The organism is Streptomyces sp. NPDC006529 (assembly GCF_040611795.1).
Classification (GTDB): Bacteria; Actinomycetota; Actinomycetes; order Streptomycetales; family Streptomycetaceae; genus Streptomyces.
Genome location: NZ_JBEXPB010000145.1, coordinates 1 through 1,107, shown reverse-complemented (window position 1 = coordinate 1,107; position 1,107 = coordinate 1). Strand labels below are relative to the sequence as shown.

2 protein-coding genes are annotated in these 1,107 nt (G+C 70.9%); both read right to left on the bottom strand.

Annotated features, from left to right (window positions below; all coding sequences use genetic code 11):
- Nucleotides 1-443 (bottom strand): hypothetical protein (locus tag ABZY31_RS31315; RefSeq protein WP_356417099.1); only part of this gene is annotated, 443 nt, incomplete at its 3' end.
- A 109-nt stretch (nucleotides 444-552) separates the two neighbouring features.
- The coding region (locus ABZY31_RS31310; protein WP_356417097.1) for a hypothetical protein at nucleotides 553-1,107 on the bottom strand (555 nt) is incomplete at its 5' end.

Genomic DNA, 1,107 nt, shown 5'->3' with positions numbered 1-1,107 from the left:
GTGAGGGCGAGCCAGTCGCCGTCGAGGTAGTTCTTCTTCCAGGTGTCGAGCTGTTCGGTGGTGATCTTGTACTTCTTGGCGATCTTCTCCTGGTTGTCCTTGGAGTCGTCGGCCAGCAGGGTCACCACGATGCGGACCCGGTCCACGACGGTCAGTTCGTCCTTGGGCTTGTCGGGCAGGTCCTTGAAGGAGAGGCAGCCGACGGAGCCGGGCTTGCCGGGCTGTCCGGGCTGACCCGGCTTCCCGCCGGAGCCGCCCTTGCCGCCCTCACCGCCTTCGCCTCCCGCACCGCCGACGCCGCCTGGGGTGCAGTGGGCGCCCGCCCCGAGCGTGAGAGCGGGGGTGTGGGTCTGAGCCGCCTGCGCGGCGCACGCCGTGCCGGTCACGAAAGCCAGCGAAGCCGCCGCCAGGACGAGCGGACGCTGCCAGGAGCTGGTGAACATGGGAATCTCCGAATTTGCGGGAGGAGGGGGGTGGGGTGGTGCTGGGGGGGGTGGAGGCCCGGAGGCCTCCACCCGTGGGAACTACTGGCACTGCTGGGGCGCGCCGGGCTCAGAAGATGCTGCTGCCTCCGGCGCCACCCCCGCCGCCGACGCCGCCGAAGATGCCCTTGCCGCCCTTGCCGCCCTTGCCTCCGTTACCGCCCTGGAAGACACCGTTGCCGCCGTGACCGCCCTTGCCGCCGTTACCGCCCTGCAGCTTGCCGTCACCACCGCCACCACCGTTGCCGGCGCTGCCGCCGAACAGACCGCCACCACCGTCACCACCGGTACCACCGTTGCCGCCGATGACGCCCTCGCCGCCACCACCGCCACCGCCACCCCCACCACCGGACAGGACACCCGTCCCACCCTTGCCACCATTACCACCGTTACCGCCCACACCGGTGACACTGGCGCCACCGGAACCACCGGAACCGCCACCCCCACCGATCAGGCCGCCCCCGCCCTCACCACCATCCCCACCAGCACCACCGGCCGAGGGGAAAGCCGCCGCCACATGAGCGGGCATCGGAGCCGCCGAAGCCATCGACGCCGGAATCAGCAGCCCTCCCGACACCATCGCCGCCGAAGCGACCAGCGTCGCCACACGGAAACCACGACGGTT